The 252-nt window shown below is 63.9% G+C and carries 1 pseudogene; it reads left to right on the forward strand.

What is annotated here, in order from left to right:
* Window positions 1–136, forward strand: a pseudogene (locus SB756_RS33030) (sulfite exporter TauE/SafE family protein); the annotation flags it as partial.
* Between the last annotated feature and the right edge of the window lie 116 nt (window positions 137–252).

Raw genomic sequence — 252 nt, forward strand, 5'->3', positions numbered from 1 at the left:
GCTGGGTTTCCTGCTGATGGGCTCGTTGCCCGGGATCTGGATCGGCAGCCACATGACCGGGCGCATTTCCGACGAGATCCTGCGCCCGTGCCTGGCGGTCATGCTGTTTTCCATCGGTTACAAGCTGGCCTTCTGAAACCTGGCGCGGCGTTTCAGCTGCGCCGATACAGCGCTAGAAACCCCGCCAGCGCCAGCATCGCCGCACCGCAGCATTGATTGAGCCGGCCCATGCCGCTGGCGGTCAGGAACTTC

Origin of the sequence: Pseudomonas sp. SIMBA_068, from assembly GCF_046534705.1 — a bacterium.
Classification (GTDB): domain Bacteria; phylum Pseudomonadota; class Gammaproteobacteria; order Pseudomonadales; family Pseudomonadaceae; genus Aquipseudomonas; species Aquipseudomonas putida.